Genomic DNA, 24,639 nt, shown 5'->3' with positions numbered 1-24,639 from the left:
CCACAGGACGTGGCGTTCTTAGTCTGCGTTCCTTTTTTATTCAAAGCGTTCTCCGCATTTTTGAATTAAATAGAAAAATGCTTTGGATGGATGTCCAAAGCCTGTTATTGAATTAGAAAATCATGCTGATGGTATTCCGGATTTCTCTGTAGTAATTCATGACAATCCTCGCAAATTGCCTTTACCTGAAGATTGCCCGCCATATCGTACGCAATCATCTCTTGACGTTCCTCATGATTTAATAAATGAAAGCCTAATTGCTCCGTGTGGATGTCGGTATCTTCTATCGTACCAATCTCCACTCCACAATGGCGGCAATGATAATGTATAGCCATGCCTGTTCCTCCTATTATACACTCAGTATCAATAGTATGATCGTTTCTAAAGGAACTTATTCATTCGGCAATAGCTTATACAGCATAATAAGAATGATATACTATCTTATGAAAAAAGTAGAGATATATGAGGAATTATTGATTAAATTCATTCATGATTTGTAAAAACGGCTTAGAGATCCATTCCTCACAGGCATCTGAACATCTTTTGATGACTTCACCCATTTGCTCCTGCTCTTCTTTTGAAAAGCGCCCTAACACATAGTCAGACACTTTCATCCCGCTCGACGGCCTGTCAATTCCAACTCTTATTCTGTTAAACTCTTGTGTACCCAAATGTGCGATGGTGGACTTGATTCCATTATGCCCTCCAGCACTGCCCTTTTGCCTTAACCGGATCTTCCCAACCGGGAGATCTAGATCATCATAGATAACTACAAGCTCATCATTGTCAATTTCGAAATAATCCATTAACGGAACAATAGATTCACCTGAAAGGTTCATATATGTAAGCGGCTTTAATAAATATACCTTTTCCCCATTTACATGGCCCACTCCATAAACCCCCTGGAATTTCGCCTGGTCAAGAGGGATATTAAACTTCTCTGAAAGTGCATCAATGACCTCAAAACCAATATTATGCCTTGTTTTCTCATACTGCTTCCCAGGGTTCCCTAGCCCTACTATTAGTTTCATGATTCCACCTCTTATTATAAAAAGCGCAGAGCACTGAACGTGAAAATAGGGCTGACCAATCATTTTTCGGGTCAGCCCCTTATTCATTGCAAGGAACTCATCTATTTTAACCTTTATTATTCACTAGCCTTAGTTTCTCTGCCTTCTTCATTTTCCGGAGTTCCACCAGCCTGCTGTTCACCGCTATGAATTTCTTCTTCTTGTCTAGGCGGAAGAATAGAAGCAATGACTTCCTCTTCCTCATTATTGATCTCATAGTTGAGGTTTGTTTTTATATCACCAATTGTTAACGTTTCATTAACCTGAAGACTAGTTACATCGACATCAACAGATTGAGGGATGTTATCCGGCGTAGCTGTAACAGAAACTTCATGTAAAGCCTGCTGCATAACACCACCGTCCTTCACTCCTGCTGCATCTCCAGTAAGAGCAATACGGACATTAGCAGTTATTTCTTGGTTCATATCTACTGCAAGAAAGTCAACATGAATAATCTCATTTTTTATCGGGTCTGCCTGATAGTCACTTAACACTACATTATGCTTCTTACCGCTTAAATCCAATGAAATGACGCCATTCCTGCCCACTTGACGGATTACTTTCGTGAAATCCTTCTCATTAAAATAAATCGATTGACTTTCAATCTTGGCCCCATAGACCACAGCAGGAATATTCCCTTCTTGTCGAATACGCGTTAAGACCGAGCCGCGAAATTCCTTTCTTTCCTTTGCTTGTAAAACAGTTGTCATAAGTAGGTCCCCTTTCCTTATTACATTAATCAAGACTCTATATAAAAAATGCCCTAAATGGGGGGAGTCTAAACCTTCTAACAATATTTAGTATAACATTGTGGAGCAAATAAAGACAGGCATGCTATTTAGCATGCCTGTCTATTGTTAATAATATTTAAATCAATCAAATAGTGTGCTTACAGATTGCTCCTCATGTACACGGATGATTGCTTCTCCAATAAGAGGCGCAACTGAAAGCTGAACTATTTTCTCCGTTCTCTTTTCTTCTGGAAGGGCGATTGAATTCGTCACAACTAACTCTTTAATTGAGGAGTTTTGGATTCTCTCAATGGCCGGGCCTGATAATACTGGATGTGTACAGCATGCATACACTTCAGACGCACCATGTTCAACAAGTGCATTTGCAGCTAATGTGATCGTTCCAGCAGTATCAATAATATCATCAATCAAGATAGCTACTTTTCCATCAATATGTCCAACAATATTCATAATTTCCGCTACATTCGGCTTCGGACGGCGCTTATCAATAATGGCAATCGGAGCTTTTAATCGTTCAGCAAGCTTTCTTGCTCTGGTTACACCGCCATGGTCTGGTGATACGATAACAACATCGTTATTCATAGCTTTATCTTTAAAGTAATCAGAAAGAATCGGAACACCCATTAAATGATCAATTGGAATGTCGAAGAAACCTTGAATTTGCGGAGCATGCAAGTCAAGTGTAATAACACGTGTTGCACCTGCTGTTTCAAGTAAGTTTGCGACAAGCTTTGCCGTAATTGGTTCACGGGCTCTAGCTTTACGATCTTGACGTGCATACCCATAATAAGGCATAACAATATTAATCGTTTTTGCCGATGCACGTTTTAGGGCATCAATCATAATGAGGAGCTCCATTAAATGTTCATTCACTGGAGAGCTTGTAGATTGAATCACATAAACATCACATCCACGAATGCTTTCTTCGATATTAATTGTAATTTCTCCATCGCTAAAACGCTGCACTGAACATTTTCCAAGCTCTACTCCGATAACATTAGCAATTTCTTTTGCCAATTCACGGTTAGAATTAAGACTAAAAACCTTTAAATTTGGATCTAAATATTGATTAGACATGTTAAGCCTCCACCTGAATTATTTCTTGCCGTTTAGTTTTTCTGCATAATTCTCTTTATTTACTTGACGCGCCCTTGCGATGGATAAAGCCCCTCCAGGAACATCCTCTGTTATCGTTGAGCCCGCTGCAACATAGGCATTTTCCCCAATGGTTACTGGTGCCACGAGATTAGAATTGCAGCCTACGAAAACTCCATCTTCTATCTTCGTCAGGAATTTATTTTTCCCATCGTAGTTGACTGTAATCGTGCCGCAACCAATATTTACATCGCGGCCGACTTCAGCATCCCCTATATAGCTTAAATGAGATGCCTTGCTTCCTTCACCGAAAACAGCTTTTTTCACTTCAACAAAGTTTCCAATTTTCACATGCCCATGAATGTCAGATTTCGGACGGATATGAGCAAATGGCCCAATTTGGACATCAGAACCAATTTGACTGTCAAAAGCTGCAGATTGCCGGATCGTGGTATGATCACCAACCGTACAATCTGAAATCTCACTATGAGGACCAATGACACAATTAGATCCGATCGCTGTTTTGCCAGAAAGAATCGTGCCAGGGTATATGATCGTATCCATTCCTATCGATATATCGGAATCAATATACGTATTGGATGGATCAATGATTGACACGCCATTTCGCATGTGGAACTCATTTATTCTCTTTCTCATCAATCGTTCCGCCTCAGAAAGAGCAACCCTGTCATTCACACCAAGAGTCTCCTCAAATTCAGCGGTTTGGAAAGCTGCAATAGGGGCTCCTTCATTTTTCAAAATCTCAATCACATCCGGCAAATAATATTCGCCCTGGACATTATCATTGCTTACCAGGCTTAAGGCTTGAAATAAAGCTTGATTATCAAAACAATAAGTACCCGTATTGATCTCTTGAATCTTTCGTTCTTCTTCTGTCGCGTCTTTATGCTCGACTATCTTCTCGACATGTCCGCTTTCATTTCGGACGATGCGTCCATAGCCAGCAGGATTGTCGGCCCAAGCAGTCAGTACCGTTGCTTTAGCGCCTTTGTCCTCGTGGTGTTTATAGAGTGCCTCCATTGTTTCATGTGCGATAAGCGGAGTATCTCCACAAACGACAATCGTAACGCCTTCTTTCCCATCAAGCATTTCCTTTGCCTGCATGACAGCATGAGCCGTACCTAGCTGTTCCTTCTGCAGTGCATACTTAATGTTATCACCGAGTTGTGCCTGTACCAATTCCGCCCCATGACCAATGATCGTTACAATTTCCTCTATATTAAGCTTTGAAACTTGATCAACCACATGTTGAACCATCGGCTTTCCACACACAGGATGCAGGACTTTATAAAGCTTAGACTTCATTCTCGTCCCTTGGCCCGCGGCTAAAATGACCGCATAACGATTATACACAGACAGGCCCCCATTTCAAGTGAAATATATAATATCGCCCATTTCTAGAAAAGCGCAAGCGCCTTCAGAACAAATTAAGGCAGCGTGAAGCCCCAATACTCCTTTATCATTATATTGGTTCACTCACTTATTTACGAATATATTAGATGTTAATTCCATCCGCATTTTTCTTTCTTACAACCTTTTTGTCCATTAAAAATATATCTTATAAACGGTCATATTTCAAGGAATGACAAAAAACTACATATTTTTTACATGATAATGATTGAATTATTTCCATTTGAAGGAAGGAAGGTGGGTAAAACAGCATAATCGCAGAGCTTTTTCATAAAAATGATAGGTTTGAAATGAAGAGTAATGGGGAATTAGAAGAGGAGTGCTATACACAATCGAATAACAAAAAAGAGCCTTACTTATGAAGTAGGCTCTAGTTGTTTATTATTAGGAAGCTCCTGCTTCTTCAAATTCAACTTCTAATTCACCTAAACGGTGGTATTCTGATAATACAGCCTCTTGGATTTTCCCCCGTGTTCCTGAGTTAATAGGGTGAGCAATATCCCTAAACTCGCCATCCGGAGTACGTTTGCTAGGCATTGCAACAAATAATCCATTATTCCCATCAATTACTCGAATATCGTGAACAACAAATTCATGATCTAAAGTAATAGAGGCAATCGCCCTCATACGGCCATCTGTATTAACGCGGCGCAATCTTACGTCAGTTACTTCCATTCTGTTCACCACCTTTGCTAAAAGATACACATCTTACTCTATTTAATTCCACATATACTCAGTTTTTCCTGCTTGAATCGAAAAAATTTTTAGAATCTTTTATTCCAAATGATGAAGTTCTATTTATTACCCCATATCCATTGTGACTATTCTACCAAAAATTATACAATAAATAGTAAAAATATCTGAACTACGAAGCTTTATACCTATAAAAAAACAAGCTCGCGAATTCAACGAGCTTGTTTTTTATTTTACCTGCTATTTTACAAGAGCTACTACTTCGATTTCTACTAAAACATCCTTAGGCAATCGGGCAACTTCTACACAAGAGCGTGCAGGCTTATGGGTATGGAAGTATTCTCCGTATACTTCATTAATTGCACCAAAGTCGTCCATATTTTTAATAAATACGGTTGCCTTCACGACTGTTTCTAAAGACGCGCCTGCCTCCTCAAGTACAGCCTGCAGATTTTTGAACACTTGATGAGTCTGAGCGATAACGTCTCCTTCCACTAGGACACCCTCAGCCGTTAACGGAATTTGACCTGAGCTGTAAAATAAGTTGTTTACGATGATTCCTTGTGAATACGGACCAATTGCGGCTGGTGCACTTGCAGTTTGAACATATTTCATATTTGTATCCCCCTCAAATATAATTTGATAATCATTTATTTTTTAAAATAATTACCTTCATTCACATTGATCTTCTTTTCCTTTTCATCAACATCTGATAATCGCAGGAGAGATAAATATTCATCCACGAGACGTTCCTCTGACTTTTCTGCTTCCACTAAAACAGCTATGCCTGCTACACTGGCTTTAAATTCCTCAAGCATGCTGACCATTCCATTGATGGTGCCTCCACCCCTCATGAAGTCATCGACAATAAGCACTCTAGAACCTTCTGCCAAGCTTCTCTTTGAAAGCATCATCGTTGATAATCTTCTGGATGAGCCAGATACATAATTAATACTGACCGTTGAGCCTTCTGTGACTTTACTGTCCTTTCTAACGATGACAACAGGGACATTTAAATAATTGGCTACTGCATAAGCTAAAGAAATTCCCTTCGTTGCTACAGTCATGACAACATCAATGGGTGTTTCCTCAAAAGCAGAAGCAAATAAACGCCCGACCCGATTCACAATAGAAGGATTTCCTATTATATCTGTCATGTATAAATAGCCACCAGGTAATAACCGATCAGGACTGGCAATTAACTCACAAAGCTCCGATATGAATGATTTTGCTTCCTCATTCGATACTTTGACATGAAATTTCACACCGCCTGCTGCACCCGGAACCGTTTGTAACGTTCCAATTCCCCGTTGTTCAAATGTATCCTTAATAATCGCTAAATCTTCACTGATGGAGGACTTAGCTGATTTATATCTTTCTGAGAAATAAGTTAATGAAACCAATTGTCTTGGATGTTCTAATAAATAATTCGTCATATCAATTAAACGCTCACTTCGACGAAACTTCATCATAGGACCCCCAAATCCGAATATTTTATTGTTAATATATCACCATTATCCGGATTTAATCAAGTCTATGTCGTTCTCCAAGCATTCTTACTGCGAATACCTGATCACAGAAGCCTCTCAAACCATTATAAATTCGCTGCATTCTAGAGTCATGGCGAACAAGTCCGAATACAGTCGGCCCACTGCCGCTCATCAAAACAGCATCTGCACCAAATCTTCTTATTTGCTCTTTAATTTGTGCTACCTCAGGATGCAGCCGGAAGGTAACGTCTTCTAGCACATTTCCAACTAGACCGCAAACCTGTTCATAACTTCCGGCTTCTATTGCCTGAATCATTTCTTTTGTTTTCGGATGATTCACTCCATCTAATTGAAGTCTTCGATACACATCTGCTGTTGACACCCCGATAAAGGGTTTAGCCAGTATGACCCAGCAAGTCGGCGCGGCAGGAAGTTCTTTAATTACTTCCCCTCTTCCAGTAGCAAGGGCCGTTCCTCCGTAAACGCAGAATGAAACATCCGAGCCAATTTCCGCTCCAATCACAGCGAGTTCATCTAAACTTAATCCAAGATCCCATAGCTTATTCAGCCCTCTTAATACAGCAGCAGCATCACTGCTCCCTCCAGCAAGCCCTGCAGCGACTGGGATGGCTTTTTCAATTGTAATGGCGACTCCCTTTTTCACCTGAAACCGCTCTTTTAAAAGAAGTGCCGCTTGGTAAGCAAGATTTCGCTGATCATCCGGTACAAAACGGTTATGGGAAATGATCTTGATATCCTCTTGCTCTAATAAAGTTAATTCAAGGCGATCGGCTAGATCAATGGTTGTCATTATCATTTCAACTTCATGATAGCCGTCCACACGTTTATGCAAGACATCCAAAGATAAATTAATTTTAGCCGGTGCCTTTACTAAAAGCTTCAACATCTTCACCTACTTTGACAAAACGTCTCCATTTTTTGTCCTATTTTACCACAAAACAACAAAAGTAAGACGTCCTGATTAGACTTTCTTCATAAAAAGTTGTTCTTTTTGTCTAAATTTCTATAAAAAAGTGCCGGAGCATTAGCCCCGGCACACCGCAGTAAATCCATTTCGCTATTAATCACGATCTGTTTTATATACAGTTTATGTTAAGCTTCAAAAGGTTACCGATTATTCTTTAGGCTTTGCTGTGCAATTTCAACTGCTCGTTTAACCATATTTCCAGCATCCTTCGCTTTAATACCGCCCCAGCCTTCTCTTTGCACAACATCATAAAAGCCAAGTTCCTTTGCTAGCTCCTCTTTAAAGCCTTCTGTCATAATCCCTTTTCGCCTGCCTATGATTAACATCTCCTTTCACACTGCGGTAATTATAGTATGAACGTTCAATGTTTATTCATAAGAGTTAAATCGTTTTTTTACAAAAAAACAGCGACAAACATTCGTTCGCCGCTTTGAAGCAAAAAAAATTTATATTAATTTAAAGCAACTCGTCCTGTTGTATCTTCGTAGAATGTAATTTGAACAGTTTCTGTTAGAACATCTGCGTAGCTGTAGGATACACGTTCAAACGCATTTTCATCCTGATCCAGCTCAATCACAAATACAGAAGGGTACGTTTCTGCTAAAACACCTGAACGCTCAATCGTCTTCCTTCTTCCACCATTAGCCTTGAGCAATAATCTTTTCCCAAGGTTTGAATCAAGAGCTTTTTTGATATCCAATAATGTTTTTGCCATTCGTTCCACCTCACTATGTTAAGTATATCACACTGACACAGTGGAGTCAAATAAAAATATAAATTATAACAGTCTTTAAAAAAGATTGTCAATATATTTTCGTCCACAATTTCTTCTATTTTTCAACATTTTTAGCTTATCCTTATTCATCTTAGAATATGTACGCTATTTCCAAAGAAATATGCCAACTTTTTCTACAAAAAAACAAACCGCCTCGAGTAAGAACGGTTTATCATTTAGGACTCATTATGATGTTCACTATTAAATGGCATTCCTGTTCTCAAAACTCCTTTTGTTTCTATTCCGCCCAGGCCCTTTTCTCCTGTTAGTGTATTTCGTAAAACATCCCATACATTTATTCGCTCCATAAAAGGAGTAAAACTAACTTTTGCCACTATATATACCGGATCTAGCGCATGTATATTCACTCTATAAGGGGAGCTGGCAAAATTAGCGCCTGCTAGGATGATGGATTCAAAATGAGACTGGCATGCGCCTGCAAAAATGACTAGCTGATCTAAATGAGGGACCTTCTTTCTTGCTTCTCTAACCGTTTGTGCAAATTGTTTAGAATGGCGATAGGCGTTAATATCTGATTTTTTCCCCTTTGCCTTTGAATAGGCATCATGGCCGGTGACCACAAGAATATCTGGTCTATAGTAGTCAATAAGCTGCCCAATCCTCAGCGGCATTTCCTTTTCATTGCAATGAATGCCCGTCACTGGGACACCTATTTTTTCATATAAATTTAAGCATTTTTCTAAATAAGCCGGATCCCCATCAAGGTGAAGGACTCTTCCAGGCATTTGAAAATAGCTCAATGATTTGCTGTAGCCGTCTGTGGCTTCATACTCTTGTTTTTGCTTGATCAGCTCGACATCCTGACGGAATAGCTGGAGAGACTGCTCTTCCATGGAATGATACTCCTCAGCAATCTTTGCCCTTGTCGATGGACTAATTGTAATTAAGTCCTCAATAGGCGCGTCTGCAATTAGCCGAATGTCTTCCCCATAAAGGATGGCATATTTTTGCCCATTCTGTTCCCGAAAATCGATGACCCGAAACAGAATATCACAATGGTAAGAAACCCTCCCGACAATATCCATAATGTTTATGTTCAACTAAAGTCACTCCAATTAGCCCCATCAAGCCTACATATGGCATCGAAAAGCTGCCATTTCAGGAGGGCCTTCTAAAGAATATAGTCTAGTTCTCTCATAAATTATGCATCGGTTTAAAAACATGTGCTGTATTTATCTATAAATAAAGTTTTTAACGCTCACTATGAGTTGTTCATGACACGTGTTTTCTGTAGGCGTGTCTTAATCCCTTACCATGAGAGGTCCATGACAAGCGTTTTCAGCAAAAGGGGTTTTTACCCTCGGCATGAGCCGTCCATGACACTCGTTTTCAGCTGAAGGCCATTCAAACCCTCGCCATGACCCGTTCATAACACGATTTTTTGGCAGAAGAACCTCCTAACGCTCACCATAAGCTATTCATTCCATAGAAAAAGGCTCACACATGGTGAGCCTTAAGAAAATATTGCAGCTAATTTGTCACTTAACCGGGCAAACTCCTCAATAGATAAGGTTTCCCCTCTACGGCCAGGCTCGATTTCTGCTTGCTCTAATGCAGCAAGAATGTCTTCCTTCTTTTGTTTCCCATCCGGCAAATAACTTGTTAAGTTATTTAATAAGGTTTTCCGCCTTTGCGCAAAGCTGGCCCTAATAATTTGAAAAAAGAATTCCTCATTCTGGACGGAAACAGCCGGTTTCTCCCTTTTCGTTAAACGAATAACAGCTGAATCGACATTCGGCTGAGGAATAAATACGGTTTTTGGAACAATCATAACCGTCTCAGCCTCTGTATAGTATTGAATCGCGATGGAAAGGGAACCGTAATCTTTTGTTCCCGGCTTAGCAGAAATTCGATCTGCCACCTCTTTCTGAAGCATACAAACAATTCCCCTGATTGGCAGTTTGTCCTCAAGCAGCTTCATAATAATCGGAGTTGTTACGTAATAGGGGAGATTGGCAACAACCATAATATCGTCCATCCCCGCTAATTCTGTTTCAATCATTCCTCTAACATCCGCTTTCAGTACATCCTCATGAATGATCTTTGTATTCGGATAAGGAGAAAGGGTTTCTTGTAAAATCGGCAAAAGCCGCTGGTCAATTTCAAAGGCCACTACCTTTTTGCTTCTTTTCGCCAGCTGTTCTGTTAAAGCGCCAATCCCAGGGCCAATTTCAATCGCTGCTGATTTTTCCGTTAACTCGGCATGATCCACAATTCTTCTGAGAATATTAGTATCAATTAAAAAGTTTTGTCCTAAGCTCTTTTTAAAAGAAAATCCGTATTTTTCAAGTATGGCACGGGTTCTTACCGGGGTCGCTATATCTTTATGCATGTTCTTCCTCCTGACGGATCGCTTGGATGGCAACCGCAAACTCTTCTTTGCTAATTTGAAACATCATTAAACTTTTATGTAGCTGCTTTCCATTTGTAAATCCAATTTTTAAAAGCCTACCTAGCTTCTCTCTTCTTTCCCTTGCTCCGGAGCCGCCAATTAGGCCTGCAGCAAGTAAATCCTCTTGAGTGATGACCTCCTCCACCTCTTCATGCATGAGGTGTGCCTCGCGAAGAGCTTGCCGAATCATCTCGGGAGAAGCATGTTCGACACCAACACCCTTCCCGTATTTATGTAGAGCATCCTTTTTATCGATAAATGCATGCTTACAGCCAGGGACATGTTCTTTAATTGTATTGCGGATTTTTTTCCCCGGATAATCAGGATCAGTAAATACAATGACCCCTCTTGTCTCTTGAGCAAGCTTTATCTTTTCTAATGTTTCATCATTAATGGCAGAACCATTTGTTTCAATCGTATCCGCATCGAGTGCGTTTTTAATCGCAGTCGTATCATCCTTTCCTTCGACCACGATGATTTCCCTAATCTTCATAAATCCTCCTGTTATCTTGCTCTGTATTTCATTAGAGACATTTAAAATAAAAATAAAATATTTGAGAAAAAATTGAAACATTTTTGTAACCTTATTCGTCTGTATATATGATTGGTTAAATAATGATTTTAATTATATATGAAAAGTCGAAAGAAAGAAAAAAAGAAAAAATGCAGAGGATTTAGGGGTCCCCTGCACTTTCAAAAAATTAATTTAGGATTCTAATTTTTACTGTTTTGCGTCCCCAGCGATAAGCTTCTCCCTTTGTAGCAAAGAACACATCGATTTTGTTTCCTTTAATGGCAGAACCGGTATCTGCAGCGATCGCATACCCGTAGCCCTCTACATAAACTTTCGTGCCTAAAGGAATAACTCTAGGATCTACTGCAATCACTTTCGCATCGGGATTTGCACGCAGATTAATGCCTGTCGCGGTTTTGCCTGAGCAACCGTTACAATGAGCCGTATATGCGGTCGAGGACACATAGATTTCCTTCCCGCCTGTTTCGCCGCGGGATGCAACCACATTAACAGCTAACGGCTTCGTACCAACAGCAACCACTTTATCCTGTTTTTCCTGAACGGTTTTCTCGTTTAATAATTTTCTTGAAACTTCCTTGCCATTTTCTAATACAACTTCATATTCCTTCGTTAATAAGCCCTCTTTGCCTTGATTAACGACTTTCTGGGAACCTTTATCCAGGCTGCTGTCCTTCTTCGTTACAACAGCAAATTTAATTGGTTCTTCCACAACATCGGTGACTTTTTCTACTCGAATGATTTGAATGGTGTCGTCTTTTTTGACAACCGTATCCGCTTTGGGTTCAATACGATCTAGTTCGTTTAGCGTAATCCCCTGCTGTGATAAAAAGTCAGCGACCGTAGTCGAAGTGGACCAAACCTGTTGCTCTTTCCCGCCATCCGACAATGTTAATGCAAAAGCTTTATTGACAACTATTTCAAGTTTATTTTTAATTGGCTCTTCGAGATTTGGCTGAACCTTATCATGATCAGTTATCGTAATCTCCTGTTCTTTCAAAAGCTCTTCTACTGTTTTGGACACTGTCCAAATCGTTTTCTTCTCGTTGTCTTTCACAATGTGAACCTGTTTTGCCGGCTCCCAAACAATCTCTAAATTGTTTTTCACCTTCGTGTCAAGGGATAACGACACATAGTCCTCTTTGCGTAAAGAAATGTCTAAATCATTAAAAAGTTCTTGAATTGTTCCCGCATGTGTTTTAATGACCTTTTCCTGACCGTCTAATGTCATTGCCACCGTTTTCTTTGTTGATTCGAATATAAAGAAGCCTAAAGCAGCTGCAAAAACTATGAAACTAGTAGTAATAATGACAATTCTCTTCTTACTCAAAGACTCGGAAAACAGGTTTTTCATGTTTTGAAATACGATGAAAAACGCCTCCTTTTCTCTCGGAGTGATTATATAGACTATCTTACAGTTTTGTCAACTCTCTTTCACTTTCCTTATTTTAGCACCACCCTCTCCTAAACGTATTTCCTATTATGCAAAATCTTTTTGAGAAAGGAAAGAGAGACTTATCGACATGGTTATCCTATGATGGGACAAGGAAATGTAGAACTTTTTGGAACTAGGAAAAAAAAGGACAAGTACCCTAGAATATCGACAAAATTCTTTATCAAATTATGCCGAATATTTTTTTAGCATTCTCTGTTGTTATTCTGGCTACTTCTTCCACTGAGACATTTTTAATTTCAGCAATTTGTTCTGCCACCAGTTTTACATAGCTAGGCTCGTTCCGCTTGCCGCGATAAGGATGAGGGGCTAAATACGGGCAGTCAGTCTCGATTAATAGCTTGTCCATTGGGATGACTTCCGCTACTTCCTTCGGTTTCTTCGCATTTTTAAAGGTAACAGGCCCCCCAAGTGAAATATAGAAATTCATTTCAACACATTCTTTGGCCGTTTCCGGGCTGCCGCTAAAGCAATGCATGATTCCTCCGACTTCCCCTGCTCCCTCTTCCTTCAAAATGGATACAATATCAGCTGTTGCATCCCGATTATGAATGATAATCGGCAGCTTTACCTTTTTTGCCAGCTGAATTTGCTTTCTAAAAACCGCCTTCTGAATGTCCTTTGGAGACTTATCCCAATAATAATCGAGCCCCATTTCACCAAGTGCTACTACCTTCGGGTGGCTAGAGAGCTCCTCAATCCATTGGAGATCCTCATCAGTCATATCAATGGCATCAACCGGGTGCCAGCCTACGCTTGCGTAAATAAATTCATATTGCTCAGTCAGTTCCATCGCCTTTTCAATGGTTGGACGATCAAAGCCAACAACGACAATGCGGGTAACTCCTTCTTCCAATGCTCTGTCAATAACCTCTCTTAGATCATCATTATATTGTTCGGCATTTAAATGTGCGTGGGTGTCGAAAAACATCAAAAATTCCCCTTTTTACATAAATTATATTTCGGTAACATTTCTTTCATATATGTAACAATTGATACAATCAGCGGTTAGCTTTCCAAATATAGTATTGCCATTTTTTACTCATTATTGAAAAATAACAAAATCCTCTTTTTTACTTTCGTATCATTGATATTATCGTTAATTATGTGAATAAATATTATTTTATAAAAGAAAAACATAGAAATGTTTTACGTCTAATGTTACACGTGAAACATTTCTATGTTATAAAACCTTTATTTTACTCTTGCACCTAATGGGAGCGACTCAGCAATGGTTGCTAGTGAAAGTTCTCCATCCTTGCTTCCGGCAAGGATCATTCCTTCTGAAAGCTCTCCACGAAGCTTAACAGGCTTTAAATTCGTAACGCAAATAAGTTTCCTGCCAATAAGATCCTCTGGTTTGTAAAATTGAGCAATTCCAGAAACGACTTGCCGCTTTTCATAACCTAAATCTAGCTGAAGCTTAAGCAGCTTATCTGCCTTTTTTACTGGCTCTGCATGAATAACCTGTGCTACCCGCAAGTCAACCTTCATAAAGTCATCAATAGTGATTTCTTCACTGTCAGGCTTTTCCTCTTGTTTCACTTCTTCCACTTTTGGTGCTGATCCTTGCATTTTTGTTTTGATATATTCTACCTCTTCATTTAAATCAAGACGAGGGAAAATAGGGTCTCCTTTGGCGATTTTTGTCCCTTCAGGAATTAAACCAAATCCTTCTAAGCTCTCCCAAGCCGTAAAGCTGTCTCCATTTACATTCAGTTGCGCAAATATTTCCTTTGGCGCTCTTGTTAAGAACGGCTGTATAAGAATGGCAATTCTTCTTAAGGACTCTGCTAAATGTGCCATTACACTTTCAAGTTCAGCAGTCTTTGCCTCATCCTTTGCCAGTGTCCATGGCTGTGTTTCATCGATATATTTATTGGATTTGCTGACTAATTGCCAAATGGTCGATAAAGCTACGGAAAACTCCATATTCTCCATTGCCTCTTCATATTTCTTAACCGTTTCCTTATTTGCTTGAAGCAATGACTGATCATACTCACTATTTGAGCCATTATATTTTGGAATAACCCCGCCAAAATACTTATCTACCATTGCCAGCGTCCGATTTAACAAGTTTCCTAAATCATTCGCAAGATCAAAATTAATTCTTTCTACGAAGCCTTCCGGTGTAAACACACCGTCCGATCCAAATGGAACTTCACGCAATAAATAATAACGCAATGCATCTAAACCATAACGGTCAATTAAGGTGACAGGGTCCACTACATTTCCTTTAGATTTGGACATTTTGCCATCCTTCATTAATAACCAGCCATGGGCAAACACTTTTTTAGGTAGGGGCAAATCTAAAGCCATCAGCATAATTGGCCAATAAATCGTATGGAAACGAACAATTTCTTTTCCTACCAAATGCACGTCTGCCGGCCAGAAGTTTTCGTATTTGGAAGGATCCTCTGTTCCGTAGCCTAAAGCTGTAATATAGTTCGATAAGGCATCGATCCACACATAAATGACATGCTTTGGATTGCCTGGAACCTCAATTCCCCAATTAAAGGTTGTTCTAGAAACAGCAAGATCTTCTAATCCTGGCTTAATAAAGTTGTTAATCATCTCATTTTTACGAGATTCAGGCTGAATAAACGAAGGATTCTCCTCGTAATATTGCAGCAGTCTATCAGCATATTTACTTACCTTAAAGAAATAAGATTCTTCCTTTACTTTGTTAACGGGTCTTCCGCAGTCCGGACAGTTCCCATCTTTCAGCTGGCGCTCTGTGAAATACGATTCGCATGGTGTACAATACCATCCTTCATATTCCCCAAGATAAATATCTCCTTGCTCTAATAATTGAGCAAAGATCTTTTGAACAACTTCCTTATGGCGATCCTGTGTTGTGCGAATGAAATCATCATAGGATATATCAAGCTTTTTCCAAAGCACTTGAATTCCTTCGACAATTTCATCTACATAGCTTTGGGGTGTAACCCCTTTTTCCTCCGCTTTTTCCTGGATCTTTTGACCATGCTCATCCGTACCAGTCAAATACATGACATCAAATCCGCGCAAACGCTTGTAGCGAGCCATTGCATCGCCAGCTACCGTTGTATAGGCGTGGCCTATATGTAAATTTCCGCTTGGATAATAAATAGGTGTAGTAAGATAAAACGTTTTTTTACCTCCCACAATATCCCCTCCTTTTTAGCTAAAAAATCCCGACCTTACAATGGACGAGATTAAACTGTAATACGTGCCAAATATAGGCTTCTTATATTAATTAGAACCTATGTGAGCAAACCGACTCATTAAGTCAGCATAACCTCTTATACCATCAAAATATACCTAATATTTAGTATTTGTGCAACAAATATAGATAAGCTAGAGCCCTAAAAACTGTGAGAGTTATATATTTTGCTTCAACTGAAATGAACACTGCCTAACTAAATAAATTATTTATTTTTTTATCCCAATAAATATAAATCTCCACTCGTATATTATTATGTTGAATTCTGTAAGTACTGTTGATATTTGTCGAATATTATTTTTTTGATAATAATAAAATAATATATCTAAAGAGTTAAAATATTTACTAAACCACCATTAAAATTTGCTGTTATGTCAGTAAACCTTGATGTAATAACCTTTATTGGATAAGGTAAAAACTTCTAATTAAATTAAAAATAAAGTAATTGACGTATTTGGGAAACGCTGGTATTATTGAATTAATAAAGATTTTGTCGAATATTGGCGAAAGAACTATAAATAGAAAAATATTTTTTAAGATTTGGGAGGAGAATTTTTATATGAAATCTACAGGTATTGTTCGTAAAGTTGATGAACTAGGTCGCGTGGTTATTCCTATCGAGTTAAGACGTACATTGGATATTGCTGAAAAGGATGCTTTAGAAATCTACGTAGACGATGATCGTATTATCCTTAAAAAGTACAAGCCAAATATGACTTGCCTAGTAACTGGGGAAGTTTCTGACGATAACATCCAATTAGCTAATGGAAAATTAATTGTTAGCCGTGAGGGTGCTGAACAATTATTAAGTGAAATTCAAAACAGATTTGAACTTGTAAAATAATAAAAAGAAGCTTCTCTGTATAGAGAAGCTTCTTTTTTTACTCTTCGTTATCATTTGATTTAACATGAAAGGCATGGTAAACCTCTTTCTTATTCATGCCTCTGTCGGCTGCTGTTTGCTTTATCGCATCTTTACTATTCATTCCGCTATCATTCATATAATGTTCCACATGAGCTTCAATGGATAAATCCTCCCACCAAATTTCTCCCTCTTCTTGCTCTTTCTCTGATGAACCCTCAAGGATCAGAACAAATTCTCCTCTAATTTCTTCAGATGTGGCCCAATCTAATACCTCTTTCACAGTCCCGCGAATAAACTCCTCAAACTTCTTTGTCAATTCGCGGCAAAGAACAATCTTTCTATTCCCCATTTGCTCTTCAATAAGTGTAAGCGTTTCTTTCAAACGATGTGGGGCTTCGTAAAGAATCGTAGTGGCGGAAATTTTCGAAAGCTCCTCAAGTTCTTTTCTTTTGGTTTTCTTTTTCCGGTCTAAAAATCCATAGAAATAGAAAGGCTGCGGATTAAGTCCTGATGCAATGAGTGCAGTTAAAGCGGCATTCGCACCTGGAAGCGGAACGACCGTTAATTTTCCAGCGGCTGCAGCGGTGACCAGCTCGTAGCCGGGATCAGAAATCGTTGGCATCCCTGCATCACTCACAAGAGCAATCTTCGCTCCGTCTGCTAATTTCTCTAATAATTTCTCCCCGCTCACCGCTTTATTATGTTCATGATAGCTGATGATCGGCGTATCTATTTCAAAATAATTGCATAGCTTCTTCGTATTTCTTGTATCCTCAGCAGCAATAAAATCTGCTTCCTTCATAATACGAATAGCCCGAAAGCTCATATCCTCTAAATTCCCAATGGGGGTCGGAACTAAATACAGGATTCCCTTACTGTCTTCCTTATCAAAGCTTTTTTGCTGCCACATATGTACCACCCGTCTCATTTATGAGGTATTCTTCTTTCTTTTTCTTCGGCCATTGCTTAAATTCATATTCTGCCTTTAAGGCATCACTTTTATTATCGTACGCTTTTGAGAATACAAGCTTGACCGGTCCTCTTCCCCTTGTATATTTTGCCCCTTTTCCCTCATTGTGAAGCTTTATCCGCTTTTCTAAATTATTCGTGTAGCCTGCATACAACGTATAATCCCTGCACTGCAGCACATAGAAAAGATGATTATTCTCCATATAAAATCTTCCTTATTTCAGGGGTATATTCATTATTATCCTGATAGACAATTAATGGGGGCAAGATTTTTAAATCTGGACTGCCGTATTTAGTTGCTTCTATTAATAATGTATTTGCTTCCTTTCCTTGCTTCGGATAAACAAATTGGACCTTTTTTGGTTCCAATTTATATTTTCTCATCAGTGTTACAATATCTAAGAGCCTTCCCGGCCGATGAACAAATGCTACCTTTCCGCCCTGCTTGACTAAGTCGCTTGAAGCCTTTATCGCATCCTCCAGTGTACAGAGAATTTCATGGCGGGCAATGGCTAAATGCTCGTTCTCATTGATTTCTTCCGATGAGGGAGTAGGAAAATAAGGTGGGTTACAAGTAACAACATCAAACTTTCCAAATCCAAGCTCCTTTGTCATCTCCTTAATATCCCCATGTATCATCTGAAGCCGATCTTCCAATTGATTATATTCGATGCTTCTCTTTGCCATATCAAAAAGCCGTTCCTGAATTTCAACCCCTACAATGGAGCCTTTTGATCTCATGCTCAAAAATAACGGAATCACACCGTTTCCACTGCATAGATCGATTAACCGACCCTTTTGAATCGGCACATGAACAAACCTGGCAAGTAAAACGGCGTCAAGTGAAAAGGAGAACACCGTCGGGCTTTGAATAATACGCAAATTTTCCGCAAGCAAATAATCTAAACGCTCGTCTCCTTTTAAAATATCCATTCTCTTTCCTCCATATTATTTAAAATGCGTTGGCGCTCCTCCTAAAAGGTAGCGCTTTTACTCGTGCGATGATGATGCTGCGAAGCGTTCCTTGTGAAGCTAAACATGTTAAAAATAGCCTTCCCATTAAGAGGAAGGCCAATAAATTATTTCTTATTAAGAAAAGATAAGCAAAACAGGCAATCTCCCTCTTTTCGCGGGCTTCCAAAATGGAGGTTACATATGTGAAAACCCTCTTGATAAAGACGGGCAAGATTATCGTAGCCTTCTCCAATATCAGCTGTTTTGTAATCAGCGGAATCCACTGGCGATGTTGCTGTCGTCCCTTTTTTTACTGTCGTCTTTCCTTTATCTGTCGTTAATTCCAAACGGCGTCTTAAATGCTCGTTCTCCAGCTTTAAAGCATTATTCTCTTCTAGTATTTCTGCCAAATGCTGCTTTAACTCACCTAGCTGTTGATATAACTGTCCAATTTGGGCTTCCATATTACTTACTGAATCAAAGATTTCTTTTTTATCCACGTATTCCACCTCATTAATCTGTGGATTGAACTGATACAGCACCCTGTTTTACTAATTCTTCTAAAGTATACTCAAGCACGCGTTCAGCAGCAGTTACATCCACTTGCAGCACCCGTTCTAAAATATTTAATCCTACTACTTTGCCAGGACCTTCAGGTGTTTGAATCCACTCACCAAGGTCAGGAAGCTGGGCTTTTGCTTCCTCATATTCATCATTTTCATATTTCAAACAGCACATCAGACGTCCGCATAGGCCTGATATTTTCGTTGGGTTCAAGGAGAGATTCTGGTCCTTTGCCATCTTAATGGAGACTGGATCAAAGTCGCCTAGAAAAGTAGAACAGCATAGCATTCTTCCACAAGGGCCAATGCCGCCTAACATTTTTGCTTCATCCCTAACGCCTATTTGACGCAATTCTATTCTTGTACGGAAAATCGCTGCAAGATCCTTTACAAGCTCCCGGAAGTCTACTCTTCCATCAGCCGTAAAGTAAAAGATGACTTTATTTCGGTCAAATGTATATTCAACATCAACTAGTTTCATATCTAAATGATGAGTACTTACTTTTTCACTGCAAACCTCATAAGCTTCTTTTGCAGCCTGCTTATTTTCTTCGACAATCATTTTATCCTTTTGATCCGCGATTCGCAGAACCTTTTTTAAGGGCAGAACCACATCATGCTCATCCACTTTTTTCGGTGGAACGACAACCTTGCCATATTCCACACCACGGACTGTTTCAACAATGACAAAGTCATCCCTTTCTATCTCTAGCCCGCCGGGATCAAAATAATATATCTTGCCCGCTTTTTTAAAGCGGACTCCTACTACATCATACAAATGAAGACCCCTCCTGCAATTTCAACACAAGCTGTTCCATTAACAGCTGCGGATTCATATTTGCATGCAATTTCCTCTTTGCTTCCAAAATTGCTGTCATCTGCTCCGATACTTGTCTGCTAGAGGAATGCAACGCAAACTGTTCTAAACGTGCTTTCTCATTTAGATAGACAATTTGACCTTCCTTGCCGAGCTGTATATATAGTAAATCCTTAAAGATTAGAAGTAATAAATCAAGACCTATATCTAACTGTTCTTTCTCTTTAAAATGCTTAAACCAATCATCCTGGAGAGCTACCATCGCCTCTAAAGGACTTTTCTTAAGCACTTCATATAATTTTAACACTATTTTTTGTGCTTGTACAAACCAATCATTCTGACTATACTCAATTGCCTCATCTATATTATTGGTAAGTTGGGCAATTAATGGGGCCAACAGTGGCGATACTCCATTTAATTTAAGATTTTCAATCATTTTTTCAGGTGATAACGTCTGAAAGGAAATAGTTTGACAGCGAGAAAGAATAGTAGGAAGTATTTTCTGTGCCTGCTCTGTCATTAAAATCGCCATTGTATGAGGATGTGGTTCTTCAAGAAACTTCAACAAACTATTGGCAGCATTTACCGTCATTCGATCAGCATGAACTATCATATATAATTTCTTCCTAGATTCAACACCTGTTTTCGAAAATTCCTCTTGAAGAGTCTGGATTTGAGCCTTCTTAATGGACAGACCATCTGGTTCAACAAGATGAACATCAGGGTGATTCCCATTGTTAATTCTTTTGCAATTTACACAATCCTCACAAGGCATATAGCCTTGAATGGGTGAGTGGCAAAAAACACTTTTGGCTAAAAGACTCCCGGCATCCCGTTTGCCTGTTCCTTTCATCCCTTCAAACAAATAAGCGTGGGCAAGCCTATCCTTTAAGATGCTATTTTTAAACATTTTCAAAACAACAGGCTGAATGCTTTCTAGGTCTTCCCACGTTTTGACCACTGTCATCACCACTTTAATTCTTTATAATAAAATTCTATTAAAACTGCTGGAATTTTTCAATTGGCAGTACAAAGACGGTTGCTCCTCCGACCTCGACCTCAACTGGATATGGAACATATGAATCTGCATTTCCTCCCATTGGAGAGATAGGGGCCACTAGCTGGTCTCTTGATTTGCAATTTTCTTTAATAATTTGCAATGCCCTGTCAACACGAATATCCTCTGTTCCGATCATGAAGGTTGTATTCCCTGATTTTAGAAAGCCGCCAGTACTTGCAAGCTTTGTTGCCCGGAAATTATTATTTACCAATGCATTCATTAATTTATTGCTGTCTTGATCTTGAATAACCGCTAATATTAGTTTCATTCTCTCATCCCCTTTCATTTGTTCCACTTTTCTAAAATTGCCTTACTACATTCATTATAGCAATTTTTTAAAGAACTAACATGTTTTATCCATATTGACTAAACTTTGAGGTACAAAAAAGAGGGTGATACACATGTAAATATTCACCCTCCTTCATTTATTCTTCCCTATGGATTATCTCTTTTATCTTTTCTTCAGCTGCCTTATACACCATTTCGATTGATTGGGAAGCATCTATCTTATAAATCCGTTCAGGATGACTATTTATTAGCTTATAATAACCCTCGCGTACTTTGTGGTGAAATTCTAAGTTCTCAAGATCTAGACGATTTACTTCCCGTTCCTTATGCCGGTTGATTCTTTCAAGACCTTCCTCTGGTTCAATGTCAAAATAGAACGTTAATTGCGGCATCATTCCTTCGATGGCAAATTGATTAATTGAAAACACTTCATCCATTCCTAATCCTCTAGCATAGCCTTGATAGGCTAGGGAGCTATCAATAAATCGATCGCATAAAACAACATAACCTTTTTCAAGAGCTGGAATTACTTTTTCAACAAGATGCTGCCTTCGTGCCGCCGCATACAATAAGGCCTCGGTACGGGGATCCATTTTTGTATTGTTCTTGTCCAGAATGACATTTCGAATTTGCTCAGCAATATCAATTCCACCTGGCTCTCTCGTTTGCATAACCTGATAGCCTTCTGCTTCTAATCTTGAGCCAAGCATGTTAATGATGGTTGTTTTCCCAGATCCATCAGGGCCCTCCATCGTTATAAAAATACCTTTTTTCAAATCGCTAACCTCCAAGATGATTCAATCATAATATAATCAATTTCGCCTCGGCGAAATTGCGCCCAGATTTTTATCGAGCTTGCTCGATAATTTCCTCTAAAAAATCTGAGGCATCCGCCGGAGGCTTAAATTCATTCAGCGGAAGTAATACCCCCAATGAATTTGATACCTTTTTTCATTCTTCTCCCACTTATAGAAGTGGAAAACTTCAGCTGAATGAAGTTAAATTATTCGGGAAATATGTCTATTCTTCCAGATTTCAAGCTGTCTCCGCCTTGAAATCTGGCACCTGTTTTCAGCAGTAATTTAATAAAATCTATATCTTCCGTTTGAATTTTTTCCCCAGGAAATAATAGTGGGATACCAGGAGGATAAGGAATAAGCAATTGCGCACCTATTTTACCGACTGCCTCTTCCAAGGGGATAGATTGGCTTGTGAGGCTTGCCATCTGCTTCACATTCAAGCTCAGCTTTGAAATTCTCGGTTTACCAAAGCTGCTTATTATATTGTCCCTCTGTGTATTTGGGATAGATTGAAGAGCTGTCTCAAAACGCCTAATTATCTCTTCAATAGAAAAATCCAAATCCTTTTTTAATAAAGGAAAAACAAGCAGTACATTATAGGGGTCAGCCATTTCAGCATAAATTCCTGTACCTTCGAGCAATCTTTGCAAATCATATCCACTCAATGATGTGGTGGATTGAATCGTTATTTTGAGCGGATCTCCTTTGCCATTTCGATAATCTAGTACTTGAATGCCCCTTATTTGCTGCAATCTCCTTCTAAATTCAGTTATCTTTTGAAAAAGATCGTTCATATCCTCATTTGAATAAGTAGCCAAATAGTGCCTCGCCATATCTAATGACGCCATAATGGGATAAGAGGGGCTGCTTGATTGCAGGATTTGAAGATAGTCACTGACTTTTCTTTCTGAAAGAATTTCACTATTAAAATGAAGATAAGCCCCCATTGTCATTGCAGGAAGTGTTTTATGAGCTGACTGAACAACTATATCAGCCTTTAATTGCACAGCTGACCGTGGGAATATTTCGTTTCCTGCAAAATGGGCACCATGTGCCTCATCAATTAAAACGGGAATCCCTTTAGAATGAGAATATTGAATGATTTCCTCTATATCATTGGCCATCCCATAGTAATTTGGATATGTAAGAATAATGGCCTTAGCCTCCGGATACTCATCCACAGCCATTTTTACTGTTTGAAGAGATACCCCTCCTGCGACACCCCATTCCTCATCAAAATCTGGACCTAGAAAAACAGGATGGGCCTTCATAAGCTGTACCCCATTTAAAACTGACTTGTGGCAATTTCTTTGGACAAGCACGGTATCATGTTCTGCGATCGCAGCCATGATCATCGCCAAATTTCCAACAGTTGAGCCATTCACTAAGAAAAAGCTTCTTTTCGTTCCATAAAAATGGGCAAGCAGCTCTTCAGCTTCTAAAATAATCCCTTCTGGAGAGTGAAGATCATCCAATCCATTAAGTTCTGTTGCATCAAGCTTTAATAATTCCTGAAAATACCCCTTTGCTTCATCAGGAAGAAGGCCTCCATATTTATGTCCAGGAACATGAAAGGAAACAGGGCTACGTTCAATATGTGCTTTTAAAGCGTCAAATATAGGCATTTTATTTTGATTCATATATCATCACCAAATATATTGTTAATCATCCCATCTATTTTACCAAATAGAAGTGAACTGCGATACTTTCTAATACAAAAGCCAATGGGAAAGAATTGAGTAAGACATACAACCAAATTCATCTTTTAACATACATTAGTAAACAAGTAATCTTTTTAATCGAATTTTCAAAGTATTGTATACAATGCGGTAAATTAGGACAGAATTGGTGTATGGAGGTGGAGTTATTGAGTTCGCTATTAGCAAAGAAGCATATAGGGGAAGAGTGTGTCATTTGCGAGCAAACAAAATTAAGAGGCATACATCTATACACTTCTTTTATCTGTACAGATTGCGAAAGTGATTTAATTTCTACAGATACAAGTAATCCAAAATATAAATATTATTTAAAACAGCTAAAAAAAGTCACAAATCCAGAAATACTTTCATAATGTAGGCTCCATTTGGGGCTTTTTATTTTGGTTTAATATCTCTGTGATTTTCAAACCTTCCGAGTGGTCCGTGAAATATTGTCGATTATTAGTAAAACATATTCGCTGAACCTCTTATGGTGAGCATTTTTGAGGGGGCCTTAACAAAATGCGTCCCATGAACCTTTCATAGTGAGCGTTTTCGGTGAGTTCTTAGCAAAATGTGTTCCATGAAGCACCCATAGCGATCATTTTTGATGGATTCTTATGAAAAAGCGTTCCATGAACCTTCCTTATCTACCTTGACCTTTACTTTTCTTCACGAAAGGTGTTTTATAACGGTGCTTAACTACCTTAGATCCTTATTTTTCTTCAT

Annotated in this window: 29 protein-coding genes; 2 read left to right on the top strand and 27 right to left on the bottom strand. The window is 38.9% G+C overall.

The window, feature by feature from the left end:
• Window positions 1-104 precede the first annotated feature (104 nt).
• From V7127_RS17955 to metG, 18 genes are all read right to left on the bottom strand, one after another.
• Window positions 105-335, bottom strand: a complete 231-nt coding sequence (locus V7127_RS17955) for an anti-sigma-F factor Fin family protein (RefSeq protein WP_315666815.1) — start codon at window positions 333-335, stop codon at window positions 105-107.
• Between the two features lie 135 nt (window positions 336-470).
• Window positions 471-1,031, bottom strand: a complete 561-nt coding sequence (gene pth, locus V7127_RS17950) for an aminoacyl-tRNA hydrolase (RefSeq protein ID WP_335345280.1) — start codon at window positions 1,029-1,031, stop codon at window positions 471-473.
• 116 nt (window positions 1,032-1,147) lie between these two features.
• Complete coding sequence (locus tag V7127_RS17945; protein WP_335345279.1) at window positions 1,148-1,780, bottom strand: 50S ribosomal protein L25/general stress protein Ctc; 633 nt, start codon at window positions 1,778-1,780, stop codon at window positions 1,148-1,150.
• 162 nt (window positions 1,781-1,942) lie between these two features.
• The gene (locus V7127_RS17940) at window positions 1,943-2,899 is read right to left on the bottom strand and encodes a ribose-phosphate diphosphokinase (protein ID WP_335345278.1); all 957 of its coding nucleotides are present in this window, start codon (window positions 2,897-2,899) and stop codon (window positions 1,943-1,945) included.
• 18 nt (window positions 2,900-2,917) lie between these two features.
• Window positions 2,918-4,291 (bottom strand): bifunctional UDP-N-acetylglucosamine diphosphorylase/glucosamine-1-phosphate N-acetyltransferase GlmU, encoded by a 1,374-nt coding sequence (glmU, locus tag V7127_RS17935; protein WP_335354021.1) that lies wholly within the window; start codon window positions 4,289-4,291, stop codon window positions 2,918-2,920.
• A gap of 441 nt (window positions 4,292-4,732) precedes the next feature.
• Window positions 4,733-5,023 (bottom strand): septation regulator SpoVG, encoded by a 291-nt coding sequence (spoVG, locus tag V7127_RS17930; RefSeq protein WP_053479353.1) that lies wholly within the window; start codon window positions 5,021-5,023, stop codon window positions 4,733-4,735.
• A 258-nt stretch (window positions 5,024-5,281) separates the two neighbouring features.
• Window positions 5,282-5,656, bottom strand: coding sequence for a RidA family protein (locus tag V7127_RS17925; protein WP_335345276.1), 375 nt, complete (start codon window positions 5,654-5,656; stop codon window positions 5,282-5,284).
• Window positions 5,657-5,691: 35 nt separating this feature from the next.
• Window positions 5,692-6,510: a pur operon repressor gene (purR, locus tag V7127_RS17920; protein ID WP_335345275.1), complete on the bottom strand. Its 819-nt coding sequence runs from the start codon at window positions 6,508-6,510 to the stop codon at window positions 5,692-5,694.
• A 55-nt stretch (window positions 6,511-6,565) separates the two neighbouring features.
• A complete protein-coding gene (gene ispE / locus V7127_RS17915) occupies window positions 6,566-7,435 on the bottom strand; it encodes a 4-(cytidine 5'-diphospho)-2-C-methyl-D-erythritol kinase (RefSeq protein WP_335354031.1) in 870 nt (289 codons plus the stop codon).
• A gap of 224 nt (window positions 7,436-7,659) precedes the next feature.
• Window positions 7,660-7,836 (bottom strand): small, acid-soluble spore protein, alpha/beta type, encoded by a 177-nt coding sequence (locus V7127_RS17910; protein WP_335345289.1) that lies wholly within the window; start codon window positions 7,834-7,836, stop codon window positions 7,660-7,662.
• A gap of 134 nt (window positions 7,837-7,970) precedes the next feature.
• A complete protein-coding gene (gene veg / locus V7127_RS17905) occupies window positions 7,971-8,234 on the bottom strand; it encodes a biofilm formation stimulator Veg (protein ID WP_057776771.1) in 264 nt (87 codons plus the stop codon).
• Between the two features lie 236 nt (window positions 8,235-8,470).
• Entirely contained in the window at window positions 8,471-9,355 is an 885-nt protein-coding gene (gene yabG, locus V7127_RS17900; RefSeq protein WP_335345273.1) for a sporulation peptidase YabG, read from the bottom strand.
• 201 nt (window positions 9,356-9,556) lie between these two features.
• The gene (locus V7127_RS17895; protein WP_335488360.1) at window positions 9,557-9,685 is read right to left on the bottom strand and encodes a hypothetical protein; all 129 of its coding nucleotides are present in this window, start codon (window positions 9,683-9,685) and stop codon (window positions 9,557-9,559) included.
• Window positions 9,686-9,768: 83 nt separating this feature from the next.
• Entirely contained in the window at window positions 9,769-10,647 is an 879-nt protein-coding gene (rsmA, locus tag V7127_RS17890) for a 16S rRNA (adenine(1518)-N(6)/adenine(1519)-N(6))-dimethyltransferase RsmA (protein ID WP_335345272.1), read from the bottom strand.
• Window positions 10,640-11,200 carry a ribonuclease M5 gene (gene rnmV, locus V7127_RS17885; protein WP_335345271.1) on the bottom strand — a complete coding sequence of 187 codons (561 nt, stop codon included), beginning with the start codon at window positions 11,198-11,200 and terminating at the stop codon, window positions 10,640-10,642. The genes rsmA and rnmV overlap by 8 nt, the downstream gene beginning before the upstream one ends.
• Window positions 11,201-11,408: 208 nt before the next feature.
• Complete coding sequence (locus V7127_RS17880; protein ID WP_335345270.1) at window positions 11,409-12,593, bottom strand: ubiquitin-like domain-containing protein; 1,185 nt, start codon at window positions 12,591-12,593, stop codon at window positions 11,409-11,411.
• Window positions 12,594-12,855: 262 nt separating this feature from the next.
• The gene (locus V7127_RS17875; protein WP_335345269.1) at window positions 12,856-13,623 is read right to left on the bottom strand and encodes a TatD family hydrolase; all 768 of its coding nucleotides are present in this window, start codon (window positions 13,621-13,623) and stop codon (window positions 12,856-12,858) included.
• A gap of 263 nt (window positions 13,624-13,886) precedes the next feature.
• Window positions 13,887-15,842, bottom strand: coding sequence for a methionine--tRNA ligase (metG, locus tag V7127_RS17870; RefSeq protein ID WP_335345288.1), 1,956 nt, complete (start codon window positions 15,840-15,842; stop codon window positions 13,887-13,889).
• A gap of 614 nt (window positions 15,843-16,456) precedes the next feature.
• Here metG and V7127_RS17865 point away from each other — a divergent pair.
• Entirely contained in the window at window positions 16,457-16,741 is a 285-nt protein-coding gene (locus tag V7127_RS17865; RefSeq protein ID WP_066301993.1) for an AbrB/MazE/SpoVT family DNA-binding domain-containing protein, read from the top strand.
• Window positions 16,742-16,778: 37 nt separating this feature from the next.
• Here V7127_RS17865 and rsmI read toward each other — a convergent pair whose 3' ends face one another.
• From rsmI to V7127_RS17820, 9 genes are all read right to left on the bottom strand, one after another.
• Window positions 16,779-17,672 carry a 16S rRNA (cytidine(1402)-2'-O)-methyltransferase gene (rsmI, locus tag V7127_RS17860; RefSeq protein ID WP_335488358.1) on the bottom strand — a complete coding sequence of 298 codons (894 nt, stop codon included), beginning with the start codon at window positions 17,670-17,672 and terminating at the stop codon, window positions 16,779-16,781.
• Complete coding sequence (locus V7127_RS17855; RefSeq protein ID WP_335488355.1) at window positions 17,650-17,934, bottom strand: GIY-YIG nuclease family protein; 285 nt, start codon at window positions 17,932-17,934, stop codon at window positions 17,650-17,652. Before V7127_RS17855 ends, rsmI begins: the two co-directional genes overlap by 23 nt.
• Entirely contained in the window at window positions 17,924-18,664 is a 741-nt protein-coding gene (locus tag V7127_RS17850; protein ID WP_335345266.1) for a tRNA1(Val) (adenine(37)-N6)-methyltransferase, read from the bottom strand. The genes V7127_RS17855 and V7127_RS17850 overlap by 11 nt, the downstream gene beginning before the upstream one ends.
• A 146-nt stretch (window positions 18,665-18,810) precedes the next feature.
• Entirely contained in the window at window positions 18,811-19,185 is a 375-nt protein-coding gene (yabA, locus tag V7127_RS17845; RefSeq protein ID WP_335345265.1) for a DNA replication initiation control protein YabA, read from the bottom strand.
• 13 nt (window positions 19,186-19,198) lie between these two features.
• Complete coding sequence (locus V7127_RS17840; RefSeq protein WP_066302014.1) at window positions 19,199-20,026, bottom strand: PSP1 domain-containing protein; 828 nt, start codon at window positions 20,024-20,026, stop codon at window positions 19,199-19,201.
• On the bottom strand, window positions 20,019-21,026 hold the full coding sequence (gene holB, locus V7127_RS17835) for a DNA polymerase III subunit delta' (protein WP_335345264.1): 1,008 nt from the start codon (window positions 21,024-21,026) through the stop codon (window positions 20,019-20,021). Before holB ends, V7127_RS17840 begins: the two co-directional genes overlap by 8 nt.
• A 37-nt stretch (window positions 21,027-21,063) precedes the next feature.
• Window positions 21,064-21,393 (bottom strand): cyclic-di-AMP receptor, encoded by a 330-nt coding sequence (locus tag V7127_RS17830; protein WP_335345263.1) that lies wholly within the window; start codon window positions 21,391-21,393, stop codon window positions 21,064-21,066.
• Window positions 21,394-21,550: 157 nt separating this feature from the next.
• Window positions 21,551-22,189: a dTMP kinase gene (gene tmk / locus V7127_RS17825; RefSeq protein ID WP_335488352.1), complete on the bottom strand. Its 639-nt coding sequence runs from the start codon at window positions 22,187-22,189 to the stop codon at window positions 21,551-21,553.
• Window positions 22,190-22,416: 227 nt separating this feature from the next.
• Window positions 22,417-23,853 (bottom strand): aminotransferase class I/II-fold pyridoxal phosphate-dependent enzyme, encoded by a 1,437-nt coding sequence (locus V7127_RS17820; protein ID WP_335345261.1) that lies wholly within the window; start codon window positions 23,851-23,853, stop codon window positions 22,417-22,419.
• A gap of 227 nt (window positions 23,854-24,080) precedes the next feature.
• Here V7127_RS17820 and V7127_RS17815 point away from each other — a divergent pair, with 227 nt between their 5' ends.
• Window positions 24,081-24,284 carry a sigma factor G inhibitor Gin gene (locus tag V7127_RS17815; RefSeq protein WP_335345260.1) on the top strand — a complete coding sequence of 68 codons (204 nt, stop codon included), beginning with the start codon at window positions 24,081-24,083 and terminating at the stop codon, window positions 24,282-24,284.
• Window positions 24,285-24,639 lie beyond the last annotated feature (355 nt).

It is taken from the genome of Bacillus sp. JJ1773 (assembly GCF_036962035.1).
In the GTDB taxonomy this organism is placed as follows: domain Bacteria; phylum Bacillota; class Bacilli; order Bacillales; family Cytobacillaceae; genus Cytobacillus.
The sequence above is the reverse complement of the archived record's forward strand: the minus strand, read 5'-3'. Positions and strand labels throughout refer to the sequence as shown.

Coding starts and splice junctions, on each gene's coding strand:
- purR (WP_335345275.1), bottom strand. CDS start 6,510: ATGAAGTTTCGTCGAAGTGAGCGTTTAATTGATATGACGAATTATTTA.
- V7127_RS17865 (WP_066301993.1), top strand. CDS start 16,457: ATGAAATCTACAGGTATTGTTCGTAAAGTTGATGAACTAGGTCGCGTG.
- V7127_RS17830 (WP_335345263.1), bottom strand. CDS start 21,393: ATGAAACTAATATTAGCGGTTATTCAAGATCAAGACAGCAATAAATTA.
- V7127_RS17820 (WP_335345261.1), bottom strand. CDS start 23,853: ATGAATCAAAATAAAATGCCTATATTTGACGCTTTAAAAGCACATATT.
- V7127_RS17855 (WP_335488355.1), bottom strand. CDS start 17,934: ATGGAGAATAATCATCTTTTCTATGTGCTGCAGTGCAGGGATTATACG.
- V7127_RS17875 (WP_335345269.1), bottom strand. CDS start 13,623: ATGTTTTTCGACACCCACGCACATTTAAATGCCGAACAATATAATGAT.
- V7127_RS17945 (WP_335345279.1), bottom strand. CDS start 1,780: ATGACAACTGTTTTACAAGCAAAGGAAAGAAAGGAATTTCGCGGCTCG.
- V7127_RS17925 (WP_335345276.1), bottom strand. CDS start 5,656: ATGAAATATGTTCAAACTGCAAGTGCACCAGCCGCAATTGGTCCGTAT.
- V7127_RS17895 (WP_335488360.1), bottom strand. CDS start 9,685: ATGAACGGGTCATGGCGAGGGTTTGAATGGCCTTCAGCTGAAAACGAG.
- pth (WP_335345280.1), bottom strand. CDS start 1,031: ATGAAACTAATAGTAGGGCTAGGGAACCCTGGGAAGCAGTATGAGAAA.
- rsmA (WP_335345272.1), bottom strand. CDS start 10,647: ATGCATAAAGATATAGCGACCCCGGTAAGAACCCGTGCCATACTTGAA.
- V7127_RS17850 (WP_335345266.1), bottom strand. CDS start 18,664: ATGGATATTTTAAAAGGAGACGAGCGTTTAGATTATTTGCTTGCGGAA.
- V7127_RS17940 (WP_335345278.1), bottom strand. CDS start 2,899: ATGTCTAATCAATATTTAGATCCAAATTTAAAGGTTTTTAGTCTTAAT.
- V7127_RS17955 (WP_315666815.1), bottom strand. CDS start 335: ATGGCTATACATTATCATTGCCGCCATTGTGGAGTGGAGATTGGTACG.
- rnmV (WP_335345271.1), bottom strand. CDS start 11,200: ATGAAGATTAGGGAAATCATCGTGGTCGAAGGAAAGGATGATACGACT.
- spoVG (WP_053479353.1), bottom strand. CDS start 5,023: ATGGAAGTAACTGACGTAAGATTGCGCCGCGTTAATACAGATGGCCGT.
- rsmI (WP_335488358.1), bottom strand. CDS start 17,672: ATGTGGCAGCAAAAAAGCTTTGATAAGGAAGACAGTAAGGGAATCCTG.
- V7127_RS17880 (WP_335345270.1), bottom strand. CDS start 12,593: ATGAAAAACCTGTTTTCCGAGTCTTTGAGTAAGAAGAGAATTGTCATT.
- veg (WP_057776771.1), bottom strand. CDS start 8,234: ATGGCAAAAACATTATTGGATATCAAAAAAGCTCTTGATTCAAACCTT.